This is a genomic window from Endozoicomonas numazuensis (assembly GCF_000722635.1).
GTDB classification, from domain to species: domain Bacteria; phylum Pseudomonadota; class Gammaproteobacteria; order Pseudomonadales; family Endozoicomonadaceae; genus Endozoicomonas_A; species Endozoicomonas_A numazuensis.
Genome location: NZ_JOKH01000001.1, coordinates 404,917 through 424,375, shown reverse-complemented (window position 1 = coordinate 424,375; position 19,459 = coordinate 404,917). Strand labels below are relative to the sequence as shown.

General features: G+C 48.4%; 15 protein-coding genes. 5 read left to right on the top strand and 10 right to left on the bottom strand.

Annotated elements, in window-relative coordinates:
• Nucleotides 1-33: 33 nt before the first annotated feature.
• Complete coding sequence (locus tag GZ78_RS01835) at nt 34-1,326, bottom strand: NCS2 family permease (protein WP_034832308.1); 1,293 nt, start codon at nt 1,324-1,326, stop codon at nt 34-36.
• Nucleotides 1,327-1,969: 643 nt separating this feature from the next.
• Here GZ78_RS01835 and GZ78_RS27075 point away from each other — a divergent pair.
• Nucleotides 1,970-2,653: a class I SAM-dependent methyltransferase gene (locus GZ78_RS27075; RefSeq protein WP_051785726.1), complete on the top strand. Its 684-nt coding sequence runs from the start codon at nt 1,970-1,972 to the stop codon at nt 2,651-2,653.
• Between the two features lie 38 nt (nt 2,654-2,691).
• Here GZ78_RS27075 and GZ78_RS27070 read toward each other — a convergent pair whose 3' ends face one another.
• Complete coding sequence (locus GZ78_RS27070) at nt 2,692-3,699, bottom strand: GIY-YIG nuclease family protein (protein ID WP_051785725.1); 1,008 nt, start codon at nt 3,697-3,699, stop codon at nt 2,692-2,694.
• Nucleotides 3,700-3,989: 290 nt separating this feature from the next.
• On the opposite strand from GZ78_RS27070, the gene GZ78_RS01820 reads away from it, so the two are divergent.
• Nucleotides 3,990-5,351 (top strand): ricin-type beta-trefoil lectin domain protein, encoded by a 1,362-nt coding sequence (locus GZ78_RS01820; RefSeq protein WP_152558492.1) that lies wholly within the window; start codon nt 3,990-3,992, stop codon nt 5,349-5,351.
• Between the two features lie 23 nt (nt 5,352-5,374).
• Here the strand turns inward: GZ78_RS01820 and rimI are convergent, their stop codons facing one another.
• The 3 genes from rimI to GZ78_RS01805 all read right to left on the bottom strand — a co-directional run bounded on the left by rimI (nt 5,375) and on the right by GZ78_RS01805 (nt 8,283).
• On the bottom strand, nt 5,375-5,827 hold the full coding sequence (rimI, locus tag GZ78_RS01815) for a ribosomal protein S18-alanine N-acetyltransferase (RefSeq protein ID WP_034832305.1): 453 nt from the start codon (nt 5,825-5,827) through the stop codon (nt 5,375-5,377).
• A gap of 90 nt (nt 5,828-5,917) precedes the next feature.
• Nucleotides 5,918-6,730: a uracil-DNA glycosylase family protein gene (locus GZ78_RS01810; protein ID WP_034832303.1), complete on the bottom strand. Its 813-nt coding sequence runs from the start codon at nt 6,728-6,730 to the stop codon at nt 5,918-5,920.
• A gap of 5 nt (nt 6,731-6,735) precedes the next feature.
• A complete protein-coding gene (locus tag GZ78_RS01805; RefSeq protein ID WP_034832301.1) occupies nt 6,736-8,283 on the bottom strand; it encodes a 2-isopropylmalate synthase in 1,548 nt (515 codons plus the stop codon).
• Nucleotides 8,284-8,886: 603 nt separating this feature from the next.
• Here GZ78_RS01805 and GZ78_RS01800 point away from each other — a divergent pair.
• Nucleotides 8,887-9,456, top strand: coding sequence for a YajG family lipoprotein (locus GZ78_RS01800; protein ID WP_034832299.1), 570 nt, complete (start codon nt 8,887-8,889; stop codon nt 9,454-9,456).
• Nucleotides 9,457-9,505: 49 nt separating this feature from the next.
• Here the strand turns inward: GZ78_RS01800 and hemH are convergent, their stop codons facing one another.
• The 5 genes from hemH to hemA all read right to left on the bottom strand — a co-directional run bounded on the left by hemH (nt 9,506) and on the right by hemA (nt 15,973).
• Complete coding sequence (gene hemH / locus GZ78_RS01795) at nt 9,506-10,528, bottom strand: ferrochelatase (RefSeq protein WP_034832296.1); 1,023 nt, start codon at nt 10,526-10,528, stop codon at nt 9,506-9,508.
• Nucleotides 10,529-10,866: 338 nt separating this feature from the next.
• Complete coding sequence (gene nhaA, locus GZ78_RS01790; RefSeq protein WP_051785723.1) at nt 10,867-12,045, bottom strand: Na+/H+ antiporter NhaA; 1,179 nt, start codon at nt 12,043-12,045, stop codon at nt 10,867-10,869.
• Between the two features lie 581 nt (nt 12,046-12,626).
• Nucleotides 12,627-13,496 (bottom strand): peptide chain release factor N(5)-glutamine methyltransferase, encoded by an 870-nt coding sequence (prmC, locus tag GZ78_RS01785; protein WP_201772635.1) that lies wholly within the window; start codon nt 13,494-13,496, stop codon nt 12,627-12,629.
• Nucleotides 13,489-14,580, bottom strand: coding sequence for a peptide chain release factor 1 (gene prfA / locus GZ78_RS01780; RefSeq protein ID WP_034832291.1), 1,092 nt, complete (start codon nt 14,578-14,580; stop codon nt 13,489-13,491). Before prfA ends, prmC begins: the two co-directional genes overlap by 8 nt.
• Nucleotides 14,581-14,686: 106 nt before the next feature.
• The gene (gene hemA, locus GZ78_RS01775; RefSeq protein ID WP_034832288.1) at nt 14,687-15,973 is read right to left on the bottom strand and encodes a glutamyl-tRNA reductase; all 1,287 of its coding nucleotides are present in this window, start codon (nt 15,971-15,973) and stop codon (nt 14,687-14,689) included.
• Nucleotides 15,974-16,841: 868 nt separating this feature from the next.
• Between hemA and GZ78_RS01765 the strand changes: the two genes are divergently transcribed.
• Entirely contained in the window at nt 16,842-18,617 is a 1,776-nt protein-coding gene (locus GZ78_RS01765) for a tetratricopeptide repeat protein (RefSeq protein WP_051785722.1), read from the top strand.
• 69 nt (nt 18,618-18,686) lie between these two features.
• A complete protein-coding gene (gene lolB / locus GZ78_RS01760) occupies nt 18,687-19,334 on the top strand; it encodes a lipoprotein insertase outer membrane protein LolB (RefSeq protein ID WP_161787285.1) in 648 nt (215 codons plus the stop codon).
• The last annotated feature ends 125 nt before the right edge of the window (nt 19,335-19,459 follow it).

Sequence of the window (19,459 nt, the reverse complement as noted above, 5' to 3'; positions counted from 1 at the left end):
CTTTTGAAGAGATGAAAACTGCTTTTCAGCTCATTAACTGAACATCACCAGTTTGACAGTGAACAGCACTGAAAGGATAACCAAGGCCGAATTGAGATCTTTTGCACGACCGCTCAAGAGCTTGATAGCGGTATAGGAGATGAAACCAAAAGCAATACCGGTGGTAATAGAGTAGCTAAGAGGCATTGAAACAGCCGCAATAACAACGGGTGCTGCTTCAGTCAGGTCGTCCCAGTTGATCTGGAACATACTGTGAGTCATCAATACTGCGACAAAAATCAGGGCAGGTGCGGTCGCATAGGCAGGAACCATGGCAGCTAAAGGTGACAGGAATAAGCATCCCAGGAACAAAAATCCAACAACAACTGCTGTCAGACCCGTTCGGCCACCGACAGAAATACCGGATGCACTTTCGACGTAACTGGTGGTGGTAGATGTTCCCAGTCCTGCACCAGCCATACTGGCTACAGAATCTGCCATCAGGGCTCGACCCAGACGAGGGAATTTACCGTCTTTATCCAGAAGGTCTCCTTTCTGGGCAACAGCCACCAGGGTGCCAGAAGTATCAAAGAGATCGACAAACAGGAATGAGAAAATAATGCTGACCATTCCAACTTCCAGCGCACCGGCTATATCCAGTTCAAGTAGAGTTGGAGTGATACTGGGGGGCATGGAAACCACACCATTCATTTCTATTTTGCCAGCAATAAGGCTAATGATCGTGATGGACAGGATACCAATCATGACTGAGCCGGTTACATTGCGATAGTAGAGAGCCACAATCAGCGCAAAGCCGATGGAAGTCATGATGGCCCCCCATGAACTCATATCTCCCAGTGTTACCAGTGTCGCAGGGCTGTCGACGATAATGCCGGCATTCTGCAATGCGATAAAGCCGAGGAAAAGGCCGATACCTGCTGCAATACCGCCTCGCAGAGAAAGTGGGATACTGTTAATGATCCACTCGCGAACCTTAAAGGCACTTAGTGCGAAGAAGCAGATACCAGAAAGGAACACGGCACCCAGTGCGACTTGCCAGCTATAACCCATCTGACCAACAACGGTGAAAGCGAAAAAGGCATTCAGACCCATGCCAGGTGCAAGGGCAATAGGATAGTTGGCGTAGAAACCCATGATCATACAGCCGATGGCTGCAGCTACGCACGTGGCCACAAATACTGCGCCCTGGTCCATACCGGTAGTTGCCAGCATACTGGGGTTTACAAAAATAATGTAAGCCATGGTCAGGAATGTGGTAATGCCTGCCAGTACTTCTGTCTTAACATCGGTTTGATGTTCTTTTAGTTTGAATAGCCGTTCTAACATGCTGATGTTTCACGCAGGAGTAAAAGCTTCTAATTATAACGACTTTTATAACTGAGTGGAATATGCGAGTAGTGTCGTCGTATCTTCGTTAAGGCGCGGTTTTTAGTGGAGAGTTCTTAGGTTTATTGATGAGGGTAAAACCCTGTCTTGTGTTTAAATTTCTTTATGTCCCTATATATAGTGCCTGCTATAGAGTGTGAGCAAATAATGTTCACTTCGCTGGGAAGCTTGTAACTGAGGGGGTTGGTGCGAGATGAAGAAAGCCATTAACAGGGTTATCCACAGAAGTTGTGGTTAAATTGATAGTCTCTGCCAAAAAATAGAAGATTTCGTTATAGCGCAGATTATTCTGCGAAGATTGCTTTCGTATTTATAGTTCTAGGAGGCTGACCGAGAATAGCGTCCGAGCATAAAATTCAGTAGAACGAGTCAGCTTTTTCACTGAATTTGTGCGAATAGTTAACCTATTTAAGCAAATTCAACGGAAAAGATGGCCGTTCTTTCTGGATTTTAGGCCGGGCTGTCTATTCTTGGTCAGGCTCCTAGGTGTTATTGCTGAAAGGGTTGCCGAAAGAATACTGAGTAGAAGAGAGCTGCTGCTGGTTCAGCTCAAAGGTAGAAATCGTTTTCTGGAGAGATGTGAATGAAAAACAGCTATGACCGTTATATGTCCGCTAAAGAAGGTGAAAAAAACGCTGACAATCGTGCGGACCCCGATGCTTTTGTCCGGCACCAGGAAGAGGTTTTCAATGAGGCTGCAGCATACTTTTCAAAAGAGGGTTTTATTTCTGAAGAGCTCCGGGGGCGGCTTGAGGCTTTAGTGGACAAAGGCCTTGGCGATAGAGGTCTGGAGCCGGGGGTTAGAATTCTGGATGTTGGGGCTGGTTGTGGTGCGCTGACTGAAGTGTTTCTTGAAAGGAATCCGTCTGCGGATATAACCGCTGTTGATCTTTCAGAAAAAATGCTGGGGGTACTATCCAGTCGTTATCCGGGAGTAAAGACCGTCAGGAGTGATATTCTCAAGTTCTCGTCGCCTGTCGACTTTGACAGCGTCTGGTTCAATGCCTGTTTTGGTAATCTGCTGGATCCGGGGGCTGTTATACGGCATATAGCCGCTCAGATGACCTATGGTGCCCGGCTTCATATTAGCCATCCAATGGGAAGAGGTTTTCAGTTAGGGTTGCATAAGAAATATCCGCAGGTGGTACCGCACTTACTTCCTGAAGATCAGGGGCAGGTTGACGAGCTTGTTGAAGGTACTGGGCTGATAATGGAGCAAATGGTGGATGAGGATAAATTGTATCTATTGTCTTTCCGGAGGTTATAGAAGAGCTGGCTCAGGGAGAGCCAGCTCCAGGGGAGAAATCAGGCTACAGCTGCTAATTCACCTGTGTGCATTTCCTGAATCCTGGCATCAAGTTCGGCCAGAATTTCGGCCATTTTTCTTCTCTCGCTTTCCTGGATTTCAGTACTGCGCTGGGCGCGTTGTTTTCTGTGACGTTCAATGGCTTCCCGGATACGAAGCTCTTTGGGGCAAATAGGCTCCGCGACAATGATTTCTTTTTCAATAATGGCTACAGGTTTGGCTTCAGCTTCTTCTGGCTGAGTATTGTCTTCTTCAACTGCAGGCTCAGGTTGAACATCCAGCTGTGACAATGCACTGCTGTCTCCAGCCAGGCAGGCATCTGCGGCTGCAGTAATAGCTGCCAACTGCGCAGTGATATCGTCGCTCATTTCAATGCTGTTCATCTGAACCATGGCATTGGCCCTGGAGCCGGCAGCTTTTGCTACTTCAGGTTTTGGCTGCTCAGTTTCTGGCTGGTTAACTTCAACCTTAATCTCCGTCGAACTCAGAGTCGTTCTGGGAGCAGCAGGCGCACCTGAAGGTTGAGCGGTCTGATGCGTCTGGGCAGAGGCAGATTTGGTTTCTGATCGTTGAGCAGAACCCTTGTCCGACTCACTGGAAGCATCTCCGGTTTTTATGGCCAGACTTGGAGGTGCATTGGTATCACCTTCGCCGATTTCTGCGAAAATGGAAGCCAACTCTTTTTCAATATTGGACTTGCGCTGGCGTTTCTTCTTTTTTGGCAGAATTTTTACAGTACTGGTCTTATAGCCTCTAAGATTTTCGGCGCCAAAAAAGTCGATGGCATCCTGTTCCAGTTCAGCCAACTCTTCACGAGACTCAGCCCTATCCCATTCCTCTACGGTAAATTCGTCTTCACCATGGATGCGGATCTCTCTGTATAGCGGGTAGTCTAGATCCTGGTGTGCTGCAGCCACCATTTTTTCCCATTGGCTTTCAAGGTCATTGCGAGTGGAGCCCACATAAATTTGTTTTGTTACTTTGTTGGTGACGGTGAAGATAATCAACGCTGGATGACCTTTCTACTGACGATGACAGGCGCGCAATTATACCTGCCGATTTTTTCCTGTGTAGTGGGTATTGTGCACTATTCCAAAACTGTTTTAACGGATAGCGGGCTGAGGGGATATTGAAACGGTTAAAATGGTAGGAATATGCCGAAATTCGTAGGTTTTTTGCACTTTTTTGCAGGGCTTCGGAAATAGTCAATTTGTAGGCCGCGTTCTAAATTATCGTTTTGACAAAGGTAGTTGATCAGCTAATGTCAAAATAAACACTATGGATGGTGGCAGCTAAGATGGCAGGTAAGTGGAACTACAAGAACAGACTGGTAGTTATTCCTGCTTCACTGTGGCTGTTTTTTCCGTTTTGGACATTCCTTATTTTCTTCTCGTCGACTTCCAAAGCAGAAGTATCTGACAACAATCTTGTGGTTGAACGTTTTGCCAATCGATTCTTTCTTCAGCAAGAAGACAGTCTGGACTGCCTTCAAATTGATGTAGAGGGTATCGAGTTTGAGGCTTGTGTGCATCAGGATCCAGAGCCAGGGAGTGTTTGCTACCCAAGAAACCGGGCTGTAATTAAGCCTTGCGATGAAAGTAGTTCTGCTCAGAAATGGCATTATAACTTCCAGAAAAAAACCATTCACTTTCAAGGCTATGCCACCAGTATGTGTCTATCCAGGATGATAGAGACGCTGGAGATGTTGCCATGTATTGAGTCTACCCGTGCCCAGATCTGGACGTTTGATGAACAGGGAAGGTTATCCAATGCTTTAGATGGGCAACAGAAAAGCAGTTATATGGCTCTGATCGATAAGAGTGATGACCCAGTGCCACTCGCCTATCGATACCTTGAATCTGATATGGGAGAAAGAAGGTGTTATAAGAATTTAAACACCGGGCAGATCGTTTGTGAGTATGAAGAGGCAGAGCCTGGCCGTGATCGAAAGCCTGATCAGGAAGAAGAAAAAAGTGATTCTGAAGAGAAGGGGGCTAATAGGGGTGATGAAGAACCCGTTGAGGAGCCGCAACCTGATAAACCTCGTCTTCCTGAAGAAGAAGCTCCGGCAGAAGAGATTCAGCCTGCTTTAGAATGGGAAGAGAGGTCGGAGGGCGCGTTCTGGGTTTCTGAACGCCTGACTGAGGATGTGATGTTGGTCAATCAGCATCCGAGGGTTTGCCTCAATGCCGAAGCGGCAGAAAGTTGCTTATCTGAAGCGACAGATAAAAGCCGTTGTTATTCAGCCGCATCCATTGCATTAACGGCGTGTGATAGTCACGGTAGTCAGGTTTGGCGACATGATTTAAAAACGAAAAGAATTTTTAATCGTGCTGCAGGCTATCGATATTGTTTGACCTGGGTTCCCGGTGGTTTTTCTCTCTTACCGTGTTTTCCGGGAGGCAGCCCGTCACAGAAGTGGTATTTTGCTCGAGGAAAGACAGAAGCTTCTCTGGAAAGGGGACGGCTAAGAACCATGCTGAATGGGATTCAGAATCCTTATTCGTATGTGCAGGCACTAAGCCTGCCAGAAGGTATCAGCAAACCAAAGAAAAAGAACCTGCAGGCATTAAAAGTTCACTTTGAGCGGTTGTATGCTGAGTGTGGCTGGAATCCGGTGACCGGGAGTTGGCAGGGCTATTGCCCGGGCAATCCTTAGGCAATGCTGTGCAGGGTAACGTATCAAAAGTGCTTGAGGTCCAAAGCCATCACTATGGCATCTTCGGATTTATGATCTTTTCCTGATGGGTAATAGTTGTTACGACGGCCAATTTCACTGAAACCTGCATTGAGATAAAGGTTAAAAGCTTTTTCGTTGGACTCCCGCACTTCAAGAAACAGGGTTTCAGCCTTTTCAACTGAAGATTCGATCAAATGTTGCAGCATGGCGGAGCCATAACCCTTGCCTTGCTCTTTACGTGCCACAGTTAAAATCAGTAGGCTGGCTTCGTCTGCTGCAGCCATGATAACGCCCTGAGCTACAATTTTGCCCTTGTACTCAGCCACAGCGCAGAGGTGGCCAGAGTCAATACTGTCCACATAATGCTTCTGATTCCAGGGGTGTGGCCCGGCTTCCTGTTCAATAGCAGCCAGTTCTGGAAGGTCCTGGTGGGTCATTGCTCTAAACGACAGCATATTGGTTTCATTTTCCGTGATAACTGAGCGTTGTCAGGTGCCGAATAATACCACGGGCAACATCATTGATTTTTGTGCTCATGGCTTTGGCTATGACAGAGTCAGTTCTTTGATAATAGGAGAAATATCCTGCCAGGCTTCTGATTTCAGGGCGGGAAGTTTCATCAACTCATTTAAACCATGAGTGACAACAAAGTGTTGGTCCGAGTGAAGCCCTTTTTGTAGACCTCTCAAGTCACCAAATGAGCGGTTTGGGTCTATAACAAAACGGGCAGCGGCCTGACCAAAGAGCAGAACTACTTTTCGTCTGGCAAGGCCAAACTGATTGCTGAGGTATGCACATACAGCATCTGCAGCGGCAGAGTCGTCTTGGCTCAGATGCTCCATCAGGCCAATGTTGCCCAGTGGCCAGATAAATTCACTGGAAGGCAGTGGGTCACTTTCAGCAGGCATTTTAATAGCACGAAGAATATCGCTAAGTAATCGCTGATGAAAGCGTGAAAACTGATTCAGGCCCGAATGTGGCATTTCTGCTACCACTAGGCAGTGCTCATTGGCGGGCAGGGTGACCAGTCTGAATTTGCTGACTTCTACAAGTCGGGTTTCAGTAACAAGCTTATTTATGACGGGTGCATCTGGCTTGGCTTCTGGTTTTGTCTTGACAGTATTGCTAATGCCCAGTAAATCTTTTGCCGTTGATACACCCATGGCAGCCTCGGAGGTCTGCACAGATTCCAGAGTGCCAGAAAGAGCTGAGGGTGTCTCAGGTTCAAATTCTTCCTCTGGAAAATCAAACTCCCTGGGAGGGAGTGCATTGGGCAGGATCTGCCTTGGAAACCAGGTTTGGATTCCCATAGCGTCGAGATAATGCTGTCTTGTTCGCTCGTTGATCCTGCCTTGCATGGCTGTTACACGTTTCCTGTTTGAGGATTGGTTTTTGGTCGGTCAGTATTCAGCAGGTTCAGTGCATTGATATAGGCTTTGGCGGAAGCGACTACGATATCGGTGTCGGCTCCGGAGCCATTGACAATACGACCCTGTTTTTCCAATCGCACACTGACGTCACCCTGAGAGTCGGTGCCGCTGGTTATAGCGCTGACATTATACAATGCCAGACGGGCACCTGAATCAGCAATACTTTCTATCGCTTTGAAGACCGCATCTACAGGACCATCACCCGCGCTGCGTACTTCTTTTTCTTCTGAATCGACAGCAATAACCAGACGCGCTTCTGGTGTCTTTCCGGTGCTTGAGCCTGCTTCCAGCTCAACCAGGCGATATTTTTCCTCTTCATTACTGGAGCGGACATCGCTGACCAGTGCCTGCAGGTCATCATCGAAAATTTCAGATTTTTTGTCTGCCAGAATCTTGAAGCGGTTAAAGGCTTCAGTCAGTTCATCACGGTCGGCAAAAGTAATGCCCAGCTCTTCCATGCGAGATTTGAAGGCGCTGCGACCGGATAATTTGCCCAGAGTCAGACGGTTGGTGTTCCAGCCAACATCCTCAGCCTTCATGATTTCATAGGTCTCACGGTTTTTCAGTACACCGTCCTGGTGGATGCCAGATTCATGAGCAAAGGCGTTTGCACCTACAATTGCTTTGTTAGGTTGCACCGGAAAGCCTGTAATACCTGAAACAAGGCGAGAGGTAGGGACTATATGCTGGGTATTAATGCCAGTTTCAACGTTGAGGTCATCTTGGCGGGTGCGGATCGCCATGACAATTTCCTCAAGTGAGGCATTACCCGCTCGCTCTCCCAGACCATTAATTGTGCACTCGACCTGACGGGCGCCATTCACTACAGCAGACAGGGAGTTGGCAACCGCGAGTCCGAGGTCATTATGACAATGCACAGAGAAAATGGCTTTGTCAGAGTTGGGAACTCGCTCAATTAACTGGGCAATCATGTTGCCGTATTGATGTGGCAGCGCATAGCCAACCGTGTCAGGAATGTTGATGGTGCGAGCACCTGCGTCAATAACGGCTTCGATAACGCGACACATGAAATCAATATCTGATCGACCCGCGTCCTCACAGGAAAACTCGACATCGTCAATCAGGTTACGTGCTTGTTTAACCGATGCTATGGCTTGCTCCAGAACCTGGTCAGGTGTCATACAGAGCTTATGCTTCATGTGCAGTGGAGAGGTGGCAATGAAGGTATGGATGCGACCTTGAGCAGCCGGCTTCAGAGCCTGGGCAGCAGCATCGATATCTTTGGGGAGTGCACGGGAAAGGCTGCAAACAGTGCTGTCTTTGATGGTTTCAGCGATGCTTTTTACAGCATCAAAGTCACCTGGGCTGGCAATGGCAAAGCCTGCTTCAATGACGTCAACCTTGAGCATTTCCAGTGACTTGGCAATCCGGACCTTTTCATCCTTGGTCATGGCTGCACCGGGGCTCTGCTCACCGTCTCTCAAAGTGGTGTCGAAAATAATAACCTGATCATTGCTCATGGTTGTTGCTCCAGCTGTTCTTCTATCAGCTCAAGGCTGTATTGTTAATAGCTCAAGGCTGCTTATTCTGCTCAAACCTGGTTGAAAGCGCTGTAAATGATGAGTTCTGTTTTGCGACAGACAGCACTTTCTGCTTTTGGCAGTTTGGAATTATTAAAAATATAATCTTGTACTGACTCTTGGGTCAGAGGGCCAGACGGCCGGGGTCGAAGGTGAAATTATATAGTCTGCTCAAGGCAGTAGGAGTAGTAGAAGGGCAGGGCGAAAGATAGATTTGGGAGTGAACACTACAGTACTACGGGAAGTGGTTACCCGCATATTGCTGTTGCTATTGTCAGAGGCCTGGATGTGTCCGGGCTGGTGTTTCGTGACCACATTCATCTTTCTGAATCAACGTAAAAGTTATTTTATGGATTCTGTAGATCGCACTATATCTTCTATGAACCGCTTTGCCAAGTTGGTTGATCCAGTTTTCGAGACTGGATAGGATTCAGGTCGAGAATTCTTATGAAAATATTTTAATTAACGGCCTCGGCTGATTAACTACGTATCATTCTTTTCTTTCGTCATGGGTATCTTACCCATCAAAGGATAGCCGGACTCATGAAAAAAGCGTCAGTCATTTTGCTGGGAGCCCTTGCGCTGGGCGGGTGCGCCCTGAGCCCTCAGGAAGTGGATGTAAACCCCAGAATCGCCGTGGAAAAGCCCATTAAGCAGTTGCAGGGAACGGTCAGTGTCACTGTTTATGATGAAAGGTTGTCCCGGTCTCTTGGCAATAGGGGGGGAGTCTACTCGAGTACCAATGCGATCACCACTAATGATCGGTTAGCTCTGGCTATTCGCTCTTCTGTAGAGTTGGGCTTGCGTGAAATGGGGTTAAGAGTTACAGAGTCTGAGGAAGTGCCCCAATTCCAGGTGTACCTGGATAGCTTGGAGTACCGTGTTCCTGAAGGCAGTTACATTACTCAGGTTGATCTGAGTGCAAAAATTCGGGCCAGGGTTATAAAGAATGGTCAGAGTTTTGAGGGGGTATACTCCAGTGAAATCAGTGAGCGTGTACCCAAAGCGCCTTCTGATGATAAAAATGAAGAGCTGATTGATAAAGTGCTGAGTGATGTTTTGAGTCGGTCGCTGGCAGATCCTGGACTAACTAGCTTTCTGAATCAGGGGTGAATTGGCGAACCCGGCACTCTTTAGAACAGGAGCCGGGTTCACTCAAAAGTTAGTTCTGAAGCGGCTTCTCCAGCCAGTGGGTGACAAGCTTTGTCCAGGCAGGGTGAGTGTTCAGACAGGGGATTAACTCCAGAGATTCACCGCCAGCGGTTATGAAATCTTCTTTGGCCTCCATTCCAATTTCTTCCAGAGTTTCCAGACAGTCAGCAACAAATGCTGGACAGATCACCAGAACCTTTTTTATTCCTTGCTGTGCCAGTGATTTTATAATGCTGCTGGTGGATGGCTCCAACCACTTATCTCTTCCTAATCTGGACTGGAAGGCGACAGTGTATTTGTCTACGGGAATATCGGCTTTTTCTACAAAGCAGGCAGTGGTTCTATAGACCTGATGTCGATAGCAGGTCTGGTGTGCAGGAGAAGCTTTCTGACAACAGTCGTCTGATTGTAAGCAGTGTGAGCCCGTGCAATCATCTTTGCGAATATGCCTTTCTGGCACTCCATGGTAGCTGAAAACGATGTGATCAAATTCTTTTTCCAGATAATCTTTGGCGCTTTCAACCAGTGCTTCAATATAGGCATTGTGATCATAAAACACCGGGTGTACTTTTAAAGTTACCGGGAGTTTGTGTGTGCTTATGATTTTTTCAGCTCTCTCAACCACTGTTTTGACAGTAGACATGGCGTAATGAGGGTAGAGAGGGAATAGCAAAACTTCCTTGATTTCAGGTTTGCTGGCCAGCCTGACCAGTGCGCTTTCCATATCGGGTTTGCCGTACCTCATGGCCAGCTCAACTGGCATAGTGGTTAGCTTTTGCACTTCTTCTTGCAGGTCTTTACTGATACTGATCAGGGGGGAGCCTTTTTCAGTCCAGACAGACGCATAGGCTTTGGCAGACTGGGCCGGTCTTTTGGGCAGAACAAACAAGCTGACAATCAGACGTCGAACCAGCCAGGGCATGTCGATGACGTGGCCATCCATCAAAAAATCATTCAGATAGTTTCGTACATCATGTTCATGGGGGCTATCGGGTGACCCCAGATTAACCAGCAATGCTCCGGTATTTTTCATCCCTACTTCCTGTCTACCCTGGAGTTGGTCGGATTTAAGACAGCGATCCCCATTGTTTTTCAAGATGCCCTGTTCTGGTCATCGCACGTTCACTCCGGCCACTTACTCTTTATAAGCTCCTGTGTCTGGGCGACTGAAGGTAGCATCTTGAAATCCACGGGGTTACAAAATTGAAGCTTAGATCCGACCGGCTCCTGGAAATTTTTCATTGCCATAGACGATGAAGTATTTTTCTATCGCCTATGGTCGTTTGAGTTTAGGTTAGAGCTACGGGAGTATAACCAAACGAGAGCATCGGGGGAATGCAGCTTTCCAGTATGAGAAAGCTGCAAGTGATCTCAGGATGCCTGCTTTTTTCCGCCTGCTTTAAACAGTACGAGATAGCCGACAACAGCAGAAAGGAATGAGCCAGCAAGAATACCTATCCGATCGGTCGACAGGAACTGTGGATCATTTTCAAAGGCCAGTGAGCCAATGAATAAACTCATGGTAAAGCCAATACCGCAGAGCATGGCGAGTCCATAAAGTTGAATCCAGTTGGTATCAGTTGGCATTTTGGCTATTCCGGTTTTGATAGCCAGCCAGCAAAAGCTGAAAACACCGAGCTGCTTGCCTACAAACAGGCCTAGCATAATACCCAGAGGAATAGGGTCTGCTAATGTTGCCACTTGCTCAGGTGACAGTTCCAGCCCGGCATTAGCAAATGCGAAGATGGGGAGAATAAAATAGTTCACTTTGCCGTGGAGCTGATGCTGAAGCTTTTTCAAAGGAGAGCGTCCACGACTGTCTCTAAGGTCCAGAGGAATGGTTAGCGCCAGAATGACACCTGCCAGTGTGGCATGAACGCCCGATTTCAAGACGCATATCCAGAGCAGCGCACCAATGATTAGGTAGGGTGTGGTCTTGGTGACCCCCATTCGGTTCATGATAGCCAGCATACCCACAAAAATGGAGCCCAGAATCATTGATGTAATAGACAGGTCACTGGTGTAAAACAAGGCAATAATGATAATGGCACCCAGATCATCAAGAATGGCCAGTGCCAGCAAGAAAATTTTCAGGGCGGGTGGAACCCTTTTACCCAGCAGTGCCAGCACACCAACAGCAAAAGCAATATCTGTTGCTGCAGGAATGGCCCAGCCTTTGAGAGCTGCAGGATCGGTAAAGTTGAGAGCAGCATAAATCAGGGCAGGAATCACCATGCCGCCTACAGCCGCAAAACCGGGAAGAGCTATCTGGGCGGGCGTGCTCAGGTCTCCTTTCATGACTTCATATTTCACTTCCAGCCCGATTAACAGGAAGAAAATGGCCATGAGCCCGTCGTTTATCCACAATAACATGGGTTTGTGGATATCCAGTGGGCCCACTGCAAAGCGAACAGGGGTTTGGAGAAACAGGTCGTAAAGGCCTGCAAGAGGGGAGTTGGCGGCAAACATCGCCAGTGCAGCAGCAATTATCAACAGCACGCCAACGGCATACTCCTGATACAAAAATTGCTGGAACCTTCTTAGGTGCATGGATTCTTCCGAAGAAATTCAAATGGACGAGCAGACTCTACCAGGGCGCGTTGACAATTAATTCATGGGCTCAGTGCTGCCGTAAAGGAGGTGCAGGAAAGGCTTATGCTGGTGTAGTTTCTCTACATCAAACAAGCGCTGACGCAGTAAATGACCAGTATGTGGAGCACCCGGAGGGCCCTTCACGGAGCATTCATGATTAATTGTCAACGCACCCTCATCCAGAGGCCACCGTGCTTAAGACAATGTCATAGGCAAAAGTCAGGCGGACTCCTGTAGGATTTTTTTGAGAGCGGTTGAATGGGCGGAAGCTTATCGAAATTGTATGCAGTTCGCCAATCTGCAGATGATTAATTTACAGTATTATCTGAGATTATACTGAGTTTTTGGTGGTTTGACTGATATACCCATCGCCTTTCAAGATGCTACGTTGTTGCCAGCGTTCGCTCACCCTGATCACCTACTACTTGTAGGCTTACAGGGCTTCGCTCACTTGTCGCCTACTACCTACTAGTAGCATCTTGAAATCCAATGGGTATAGTTGTGTGCAAGATGGAGCTATTGTTCTCATCAATAAGAATTCACAGGGGTTTCTGCGCCAGAGTAACGCGATCCTTCTTAGACAGGTCTTGTCTTGTACTGGTGTGGGTAAATCCTTCAGCCTCTAATATAACGCGTATATCCATGCCTTGATCATAGCCGTGCTCAAAGAGTAACCAACCACCTGAGCGAAGTTTCTGGATAGCCTGCTGACTGATGATTCGAATATCATCAAGACCGTCTTTGCCAGCGGTCAGTGCCGATCTGGGTTCAAACTGTACATCGCCCTGAGAAAGATGCTCGTCATCCTCTCGAATATACGGCGGGTTGCTCACGATCATGTCGAGCTGGTCGGGCAATGGGGCGCACCAGTTCCCTTCAGTAAAAGTCGCATTGTTAATCCGGTTCAGAATTGCATTTTCTTTTGCCGAAGACACTGGTTCGGGCAGTCGGTCAACGCCAATGACAGTCCATTCTGGTCTCTCAATAGCCATGGCCAAAGCAATGGCGCCACTGCCGGTCCCGAGATCAGCAACGATTGCCTGATTTGAAAGCGGCATGGAGAGTGCCAGTTCAACCAATAGCTCAGTATCAGGTCTGGGGATCAATACAGAGGGAGAAACTTTAAGTTTCAGGCTCCAGAACTCTTTTTCACCTGTGATATAAGCGACAGGTGTGCCTTTTATTCGTTGTGCCAGCAGTGACTCAAACTGTTTGAGTTGTTCTGGTGTCAGTTCTCTTTCAGGCCAGGTAAACAGATAACTGTATGGTTTATCCAATACATGGCAAAGCAGAACTTCAGCGTCCAGGCGAGCTGTGTTGCTTTGTTCCCTCCGAGCAGAGTGGCTGTCAGTGAGGCGCTGGGTCGCCTCACTGAGGGTTCGGTCAATCCTGCTCATTGGGCTACTCATCCGATAAGCCTGTCAGCAGGTCGGCCTGGTGTTGCTGAAGAAGAGGATTAATCACAGGATCCAGATCGCCTTCGATAATTTCAGGCAGCTTATACAGGGTCAGATTGATACGGTGATCCGTTACTCGACCCTGAGGGTAGTTATAGGTCCTGATGCGCTCTGAGCGATCACCGCTACCGACCAGGCTTTTGCGGGTATCACTGATCTCTTTGGCAGCCGCCATTTCCTGGGCGTCTTGCAGCTTTGCAGAAAGCAGAGTCATGGCCTTGGCCCGGTTTTTATGTTGCGAGCGTTCGTCCTGGCATTCAACCACAATGCCAGTGGGCAGGTGAGTCAGTCGAATGGCTGAGTCGGTGGTGTTTACGTGCTGTCCACCGGCACCGGATGAACGATAGGTGTCGACTCTCAAGTCTTCCTTTTTGATCTCGATGGCTTCCTGCTCGTCTGGTTCGGCCATAATGGCAACGGTACAGGCTGAAGTATGTATACGTCCCTGGGATTCTGTTTCAGGGACTCTCTGTACCCGGTGAGCACCAGATTCAAACTTCAGTTGACCAAACACATTGTTGCCAACAATGCGGGAAATGATTTCTTTGTAGCCACCATGTTCGCCGTCATTGGCACTGATCACTTCGATTTTCCAGCCGCGTTTCTCGGCATAGCGGGAGTACATCCGGAAAAGGTCTCCGGCGAAAATGGCAGCTTCATCACCGCCCGTGCCCGCGCGAATTTCCAGAAAAGTGTTGTTGGTGTCTCTGGGGTCTTTAGGCAAAAGTAATAGTTGTAACTCTTGAGCCAGAGGGGGTAGCTGTTCTTCGCAGCTCTGGATCTCTTCCTCAGCCAGGTCGGCCATTTCAGGGTCGTCCAGCATGGCTTTAGCATCTTCCAGGTCTTTCTGAATCTGGTCGTACTCACGGTATGCGTTGACGACAGGCTCGAGCTCGGCATACTCCTTGGATAGCTTGCGGAACTTATCCTGATTGCCAATGACTTCGGGGTCGCTGAGCAGAGCGCCGATTTCCTCAAAACGCTCCAGCAGGGTTTCAAGTTTGGCACTTAGACTGGCCAGGTTTGGATTTTTCATGTGGGTTTAATCGATTCTATGTCAGGAGTGGACCTGATGGGTTAAACAGAAAAAGCCGGTTACTTCCGACTGTTCTTTAGTCGGACGGAGGTGATGTCTTGCAGAGCTAAGAGTGGGTTGGTTCTTTAGCACGGTTTTCGTAACGGCGGTGAATCCCCAGTAGCTCTTCGGCCCATTCCAGTCGATTGTTCTGGCCTTCTGCGGCGGCTTTTTTCAGCTGTACACTGGGTGTGTGCATGAGCTTGTTAGTCAGAGAGCGGGCAAACTGGGTCAGAACCTGTTCAGCAGGCAGGCCGTTGGCTAAAGACAGTATGGCCTTTTCCAGCTCGAGATCTCTCAAGGCTTCGGTATTCTGACGGTAGCTGCGCAAAACATTGACAGCGTCCAGCGAGCGCAGCTGACTCATGAACTCGAAGGCGCCAGTTTCAATCAGTGATTCGGCTTCTTTTGCCGCATCCTGTCGCTGTTGCATGTTGTCTTGGATAACGCCATGCAGGTCATCAACGGTGTAAAGGAAAATGTCCGGCAGGTCAGCTACTTCAGGCTCAATGTCTCGGGGTACGGCAATATCTACCATAAACATGGGGCGGTGCTTGCGCTTTTTAATGGCTCTTTCTGCACTGCCCTTGCCAAGCACGGGAACAGGGCTGGCTGTTGATGCAACAACAATGTCCGCTTCAGGCAAGAGGTGTGGAATGTCTGAAAGAAGAGCGGGTTTACCATCAAATTTGTCGGCCAGCAATTTAGCACGGCTCATTGTCCGGTTAGCGACAATGATTTTTCTGAGGCCTTGTTGATGCAGGTGTCTGGCTACCAGTTCAATGGTTTCACCTGCGCCAATTAACAGTGCAGTGTTGTCGGACAGGTCGGCAAAGATTTGTCGCGCCAGAGTGGTAGCTGCATAAGCGATAGAAACGGGCTGCCTGCCAATGGCAGTATGGGTACGCACCTGTTTGGCCGTGGTAAAGCAGTATTGGAACAGTCTCGACAGCAGGGAGCCGATGGTTCCGGCTTCCTGAGCCTGGGCATAGGCTGATTTGAGCTGGCCGAGAATCTGTGGCTCACCCAGAACCATGGAGTCGAGGCCGCAGGCCACTCTCATCATGTGGCGGACTGCTGCCTTTTCGTGATGAATGTAACTATGCTCTGCGAGCAGCTTATGATCCAGGTTGTGATAGCCAGTCAGCCATTCAAGGGCCTTGTGATAATCTGCGTTACTGGCGCAGTAAAGCTCAGTCCGGTTACAGGTAGACAGTATCGCCACTTCGTCAGTGCCCATGAAATGGCGGGCGTCCTGAAGCGCCTCAGGCAGCTGCTCAGGTGAAAAAGCAACCTGTTCCCTGAGGGCTATGGGTGCAGTTCTGTGATTAATACCGGCGGTAAGATACCCCATAAAGTCCTGTTGCCTTTTCTTACGCTCTAGTCAGCCACATGGCTGTACTTTTACTGTGAAAAATTGTTCATCTCCTGCGGTGATGACATATTGTTTCAATGACTCATGGCTGTTTTTCTGTTTATCGCAGCGCATGCCATAACTCTTCGTACTCTCCCGGCTCAATGATAACGATTACCGAGCTTTGGGAAGATTGTATGTTTGTTCAGTCCAGTACATAGTTATGTAAACAGAGGATTGGACTGTATTTTTGAATCTCACTGCTATTATTGACCGTACATTATTCTACAACACTGGACGGCTGGCTGGTCTTTCGCCCTGGATTCTTCCGCCTGAAGCGGACTGAAAAGTCTATTCTGGACATTCAGTTGCCAAGCGCTGGCTGTTAGCCTGTCCGTGTTTATTGCAACGAAAACAGAGTGAATTCCTGTCATGTCAGACAGATTGTTTATGCCTGATCGTTTGCAACTTGTTGTCAGGCCCCTGTTAATGACCTGCCTTTTGCGCAGCTCTCAGGCGTCAATCAACAAGAGGTTGCGTGATCAGACAGACAAAGAATCTTGATCTTTGCTCTGTTTTAACAGCTCTTTTGGCCGATCAATTCTCCTATGGAACGGCAACAACTGCAAACCCGGATGTATCCAGTCATACCCATATGAAAGAAAAATATTTTGTGCGGTCTTCTGACACAGACTCTGCAGCAAAGTGTTTTCCACGATAAATGGCGTATGTCATGATAAAGAAGACTGCAGTTGAAAACGGATCCATCCGGGACTGCTGGCTAAAGGAGGCTGGCCGAGAATAAACGGCCTCCTGGGAGCAGGATTCAGTGCAGACATTATTTCCAACGGGTAAAGGCATACCATTCATGAAGAAACTTAATGGTTTCTCTTTATTGCTGGCAGCCATTCTGGTGTCAGGTTGTTCTTCAATTCAGTATTCCGGGCAGTCAGAAGTGAATTCTGAGTCAGCCCCTGCGGTCAATAACAAACCAGAAGAACCAGTTGCTTCATTTGAGCCCGACACTCTTTATGACTTGCTGGTTGCTGAGCTGGGTGGTCAGCGCAAGCGCTACGATCTGGCGTTGGGCAATTATCTCAAGCAAGCTCATAAAACTCAGGATAAAGGTATTGCCAAAAGAGCCTATCAGATCAGTCAACTGATTGGTGCCCGACAGGCTTCTCTGGATGCCGCTGTGCTTTGGGCAAAGCTGGATGAGGACAATGCTGCAGCCTTGCAGGCCAGTGCCATTGAGTTGATAAGGGCGGGTCAGCTGGATCGTGCTGTTGAGCAGATGAGAAAGGTGCTGGCTCTTGAAGGTGAAGCTAGTTTTGATTTCCTCGCAGCCAGCGCATCGGAGCTTTCGGAAGATGAGCGGGTGCAGTTACTGGTCACATTTGACAGCATCCTTAAGGATTACCCGGATCATCGGTCACTGAAACTGGGTAAAGCCATTCTTCTTCTGCAGGACAACCAGCTGAATGAAGCGATCAAACTGTGCGATCAGCTTCTTTCCAAAGACTCGGGTTATGTCAAAGCCATCATTCTTAAGGGGCGAATCCTCAACAAGATGGGTAAAGGCGGCGAGGCTGAGAAAATGCTGGCTGATGCCGTCAGAAAACACCCTGAAATCCCCAGGTTACGTCTGATTTATGCTCGAGTGCTGGTGCATCTGGATAAATTGGGAGAAGCCAGGGATCAGTTTCAGGTTCTGCTGAAACAGTCACCCCATGATGTCGAGATCATACTGTCTCTGGCGTTGATTGCGCTTGAGAATGATATGGTTGACGAGTCTGAAGAGTACTTTAAGCAGCTGATAGCACTGGGGCAGAGGAAAAGCACGGCCAACTACTATCTGGGTCGAATAGCGGAGCAGAGAGGTCAGTATGATCAGGCTAGAAAATACTTTCTGAACGTTATGCCAGGCAAAGAATTTATGATGTCACGGGTTGCTCTGATTCAGATGCAGCTAAGGCAGGGTAAAGTCGCAGAGGCCAGGCAGCAGCTGGATGAAGACCGTAACCGTTTTCCTGCACACGCTGTGCAGCTGTATTTGCTTGAAACAGAAATTCTGGTGAATGCCTCAGAGTTGGATGACGCATTAAAGTTGTTTACAGGCGCCGTGTTGCGCTATCCGGACAGTGTTAATCTGCTGTATGGTCGGGCTATGGTGTATGAAAAAATGGGACGTATTGATGATCTTGAAAAGGATCTGCGTGCCATTATCAAGGCTCAGCCAGAAAATGCAGCTGCCTTGAATGCCCTGGGATATACCCTGGCTGATCGAACTGATCGCTTTGAAGAAGCAAGGGCATTGATTGAGAAAGCCTATGCCCTGGATAAGGAAGACCCTGCCATTATGGATAGCATGGGTTGGATTTACTATCGACTCGGAAACTATCAGGCTGCTTTGGGTTATTTGAAGAGCGCCTATGCAAAGTATCCAGACCATGAAGTGGCGGCTCACCTGGGTGAGGTGCTATGGGCTCTGGGGCGCAAAGAAGACGCTAAAGCCCTTTGGGATGAGGCTTTGCAAAAATCTCCGGACAGTGATGTTTTAAAAGAGACTCGTGAACGATTGGAAAAACAGTCGCTCAAAGAGGCAGGTGTGTCACCTGAGTCTAAAGTCTCCATCGCTGAATAATGGCTGAGTAATCAAAAGTGACGGGTCTGAGAAGACCCGCTTTTTTACATGCAAAACCAGACAGGCAGTATGCAAACACCGTTTTCTACTCCATACCTATCTCATAATTGCTCAAGGTTGAAGCTGACTGTACTGATGCTTTTAACCTTATGGCTATCCGGTTGTGTTACCGCTCCAAAGCCAGAGGCCGCTCATTCGGAGTCTCAGCGACAGTCTTTGTGGAAAACGCATCAACAGCAGCTGAAAGCGCTTGATGACTGGAGTCTCAAGGGGCGTCTTGGCCTGAGGGTGCCTGGGCAGTCAGGTTCTCTGTCACTGGAGTGGCAACAGAATAACGGGCAATATCTTATTTACCTGGACGGGCCTCTGGGGCAGTCCGTGGCGAAAATTAAGGGGCAATCTGGCGCGGTAGAGCTGGAGGCTTCTGGCCAGCGTTATAGCGGTGTAAGCCCGGAAGGTTTGTTGTTTGAGCTAACGGGTTGGGATTTGCCCGTCAGTCTGCTGCGCTATTGGGTGGTAGGGTTGCCCAGTCCCGAGAGTGACTCCAATATTCAATTGAATAATCAGGGTTATCCGGCTCTGATCAGTCAGCAGGGCTGGCAGGTTGAATACCTGCAGTACAAGGATTTTTCTGGTGTAACCCTTCCTGCCAGAATCAAGGTGCGTCAGGGAGAGGTGCAGGCAACACTGTTTGCCAGAAGCTGGGAGCTAAAATAAACGCTCTTCTTTACTATAAAAATGCAGCTCTATCAGACCCTGTAGCCATTTTTGTTTCAGGGCGAGCCGCATTTCCCGCTCATGGCTGTTTATGTTGAGAAAGTCATTTTTGTCTATGGGCTGAA

Excerpts from the sequence above, each read along its gene's own strand:
- GZ78_RS01835 (WP_034832308.1), bottom strand. The coding sequence starts at position 1,326 with ATGTTAGAACGGCTATTCAAACTAAAAGAACATCAAACCGATGTTAAG.
- GZ78_RS27075 (WP_051785726.1), top strand. The coding sequence starts at position 1,970 with ATGAAAAACAGCTATGACCGTTATATGTCCGCTAAAGAAGGTGAAAAA.
- GZ78_RS01820 (WP_152558492.1), top strand. The coding sequence starts at position 3,990 with ATGGCAGGTAAGTGGAACTACAAGAACAGACTGGTAGTTATTCCTGCT.
- rimI (WP_034832305.1), bottom strand. The coding sequence starts at position 5,827 with ATGCTGTCGTTTAGAGCAATGACCCACCAGGACCTTCCAGAACTGGCT.
- GZ78_RS01810 (WP_034832303.1), bottom strand. The coding sequence starts at position 6,730 with ATGCAAGGCAGGATCAACGAGCGAACAAGACAGCATTATCTCGACGCT.
- GZ78_RS01805 (WP_034832301.1), bottom strand. The coding sequence starts at position 8,283 with ATGAGCAATGATCAGGTTATTATTTTCGACACCACTTTGAGAGACGGT.
- GZ78_RS01800 (WP_034832299.1), top strand. The coding sequence starts at position 8,887 with ATGAAAAAAGCGTCAGTCATTTTGCTGGGAGCCCTTGCGCTGGGCGGG.
- hemH (WP_034832296.1), bottom strand. The coding sequence starts at position 10,528 with ATGAAAAATACCGGAGCATTGCTGGTTAATCTGGGGTCACCCGATAGC.
- nhaA (WP_051785723.1), bottom strand. The coding sequence starts at position 12,045 with ATGCACCTAAGAAGGTTCCAGCAATTTTTGTATCAGGAGTATGCCGTT.
- prmC (WP_201772635.1), bottom strand. The coding sequence starts at position 13,496 with ATGAGTAGCCCAATGAGCAGGATTGACCGAACCCTCAGTGAGGCGACC.
- prfA (WP_034832291.1), bottom strand. The coding sequence starts at position 14,580 with ATGAAAAATCCAAACCTGGCCAGTCTAAGTGCCAAACTTGAAACCCTG.
- hemA (WP_034832288.1), bottom strand. The coding sequence starts at position 15,973 with ATGGGGTATCTTACCGCCGGTATTAATCACAGAACTGCACCCATAGCC.
- GZ78_RS01765 (WP_051785722.1), top strand. The coding sequence starts at position 16,842 with ATGAAGAAACTTAATGGTTTCTCTTTATTGCTGGCAGCCATTCTGGTG.
- lolB (WP_161787285.1), top strand. The coding sequence starts at position 18,687 with ATGCAAACACCGTTTTCTACTCCATACCTATCTCATAATTGCTCAAGG.